General features: G+C 70.4%; 3 protein-coding genes. All 3 read right to left on the bottom strand.

The annotated features are described in order from the left end of the window. Positions 1–52: 52 nt before the first annotated feature. Complete coding sequence (locus tag AB0C73_RS36005) at positions 53–1,009, bottom strand: electron transfer flavoprotein subunit alpha/FixB family protein (RefSeq protein ID WP_362538160.1); 957 nt, start codon at positions 1,007–1,009, stop codon at positions 53–55. A 33-nt stretch (positions 1,010–1,042) separates the two neighbouring features. Further along, positions 1,043–1,828: an electron transfer flavoprotein subunit beta/FixA family protein gene (locus tag AB0C73_RS36000; RefSeq protein ID WP_362538158.1), complete on the bottom strand. Its 786-nt coding sequence runs from the start codon at positions 1,826–1,828 to the stop codon at positions 1,043–1,045. 28 nt (positions 1,829–1,856) lie between these two features. Next, a partial coding sequence (locus AB0C73_RS35995) for an acyl-CoA dehydrogenase family protein (RefSeq protein ID WP_362538156.1) occupies positions 1,857–2,645 on the bottom strand: 789 nt, incomplete at its 5' end.

Below are 2,645 nucleotides of genomic sequence, written 5' to 3'. Positions count from 1 at the left end.
GGCCGACGTGGGTGTTCTGCGAGTAGCGGGCCACCCGCCCCTCTCGCTCGCGTCAGCGGGTGCCGATCTCGTCCGTCAGCTGCGGCAGCACCTGGAAGAGGTCGCCGACCACGCCGTAGTCGACCAGGTCGAAGATCGGGGCCTCCGGGTCCTTGTTGACCGCCACGATCGTCTTCGAGGTCTGCATACCGGCCCGGTGCTGGATCGCGCCGGAGATGCCCGCCGCGATGTACAGCTGCGGGGAGACCTGCTTGCCGGTCTGGCCGACCTGGTTGGAGTGGGGGTACCAGCCCGCGTCCACCGCGGCGCGCGAGGCGCCGACGGCCGCGCCGAGCGAGTCGGCCAGCTTCTCGACGACCTCGAAGCCCTCGGCCGCGCCGACACCGCGGCCGCCGGAGACCACGATGGCCGACTCGGTCAGCTCCGGACGGCCGGTGGAGACCCGCGCGGTGCGGGAGACGACCTTGGCCGCGTTGCCGGTGAAGGCCACCGTCACGTTCTCGACCGCGCCCGCGGCCGGAGCCGCCTCCGGGGCCGCCGAGTTCGGCTTGACGGTGATGACCGGGACGCCGTGCGACACGGTCGACTTCACCTGGTACGAGGCGGCGAACACCGACTGGGTGGCGACCGGGCCGTTCTCGCCGGCCTCCAGCTCCACCGCGTCCGTGATCAGGCCGGAGCCGAGCCGCAGCGCCACGCGCGCCGCGATCTCCTTGCCCTCGCCCGAGGAGGTCACCAGGACGGCGGCGACGCCCTTGTCCTTGGCGATCTGGGTGAGCGCGTCGACCTTCGGCACGACGAGCTGCTCGGCGAACTCGGCGCCGTCCGCGACGTACACGGTGGCCGCGCCGTACTCGCCGGCCTTCGCGGCGATCGAGGCCGCGGCCTCGCCGGCGCCGAGGACGACCGCCGTCGGCTCGCCGATCCGGCGGGCCAGGGTGAGCAGTTCGAGGGCCGGCTTGCGGACCGCACCGTCGGCGTGGTCCACGAGAACCAGGATCTCAGCCATGATTCCTTGCTCCTGAGGGGTGGTGACGGTGGGTCAGATGAACTTCTGGCCGGACAGGAAGGCGGCGAGCTGCTTGCCGCCGTCGCCCTCGTCCGTGACGATCGTGCCCTTGGTGCGGGCCGGGCGGGCCGTGACCGACTCGACCAGGGTCCAGGAGCCGCCGAGGCCGACCTCGTCGGCGTCGATGCCGAGGTCGTCCAGGTCCAGCTCCTCGACCGGCTTCTTCTTGGCGGCCATGATCCCCTTGAAGGAGGGGTAACGGGCCTCGCCCGACTGGTCGGTGACCGAGACGACGGCCGGCAGCGGGGCCTCCAGCTGCTCGCTGGCGGCGTCGCCGTCGCGGCGGCCCTTCACGAGACCGTCCTCGACGGAGACCTCGGACAGCAGGGTCATCTGCGGGAGGTTCAGGCGCTCGGCGAGCAGCGCCGGCAGCACGCCCATGGTGCCGTCGGTCGACGCCATGCCGCAGACGACCAGGTCGAAACCGGTCTTCTCCAGGGCCTTGGCGAGGATCGCGGAGGTGCCGATGACGTCGGTGCCGTGGATGTCCTCGTCGTTGACGTGGACGGCCTTGTCGGCGCCCATCGACAGCGCCTTGCGGAGCGCGTCCGTGGCGTCGTCCGGGCCGACCGTGACCACGGTGACCTCGGCGTCGTCCGCCTCCTCGGAGATCCGCAGCGCCTGCTCGACCGCGTACTCGTCGAGCTCCGAGAGGAGGCCGTCGACCTCTTCGCGGTCGGTGGTCAGGTCGTCGGCGAAACCGCGGTCGCCGGAGGCGTCGGGAACGTACTTCACACAGACAGCGATCTTCAGGGTCACGGCCTGTCTCCTTTCAACGAGCGGGGGGTTACGGGAGGTTGCGGGCCATGACGATGCGCTGGACCTGGTTGGTGCCTTCGTAGATCTGGGTGATCTTGGCGTCGCGCATCATGCGCTCGACGGGGTAGTCGCGGGTGTAGCCGTAGCCGCCGAGGAGCTGGACGGCGTCGGTGGTGACCTCCATGGCGACGTCGGAGGCGAAGCACTTGGCGGCGGCGCCGAAGAAGGTGAGGTCGTTGTCGACGCGCTCGGACTTGGCGGCGGCGGCGTAGGTGAGCTGGCGGGCGGCTTCGAGCTTCATGGCCATGTCGGCGAGCATGAACTGGACGCCCTGGAAGTCGGCGATGGGCTTGCCGAACTGCTTGCGTTCCTTGACGTAGCCCTTGGCGTAGTCGAGGGCGCCCTGGGCGATGCCGAGGGCCTGGGCGGCGATGGTGATGCGGGTGTGGTCGAGGGTCTTCATCGCGGTGGCGAAGCCGGTGCCCTCGGCGCCGATCATGCGGTCGGCGGGGATGCGGACGTTGTCGAAGTAGACCTCGCGGGTCGGGGAGCCCTTGATGCCGAGCTTCTTCTCCGGCGCGCCGAAGGAGACGCCCTCGTCGCTCTTCTCGACGACGAAGGCGCTGATGCCCTTGGAGCGCTTGTCCGGGTCGGTGACCGCCATCACGGTGTAGTACTCGGAGACGCCCGCGTTGGTGATCCAGCGCTTCACACCGTTGAGGACCCAGGAGTCGCCGTCGCGCACGGCGCGGGTCTTCATGCCGGCGGCGTCCGAGCCGGCGTCGGGCTCGGACAGGCAGTAGGAGAACATCGCGTC

It is taken from the genome of Streptomyces sp. NPDC048623, from assembly GCF_040650755.1.
GTDB lineage: Bacteria > Actinomycetota > Actinomycetes > Streptomycetales > Streptomycetaceae > Streptomyces.
This window is presented reverse-complemented; position numbering and strand designations above follow the sequence as displayed.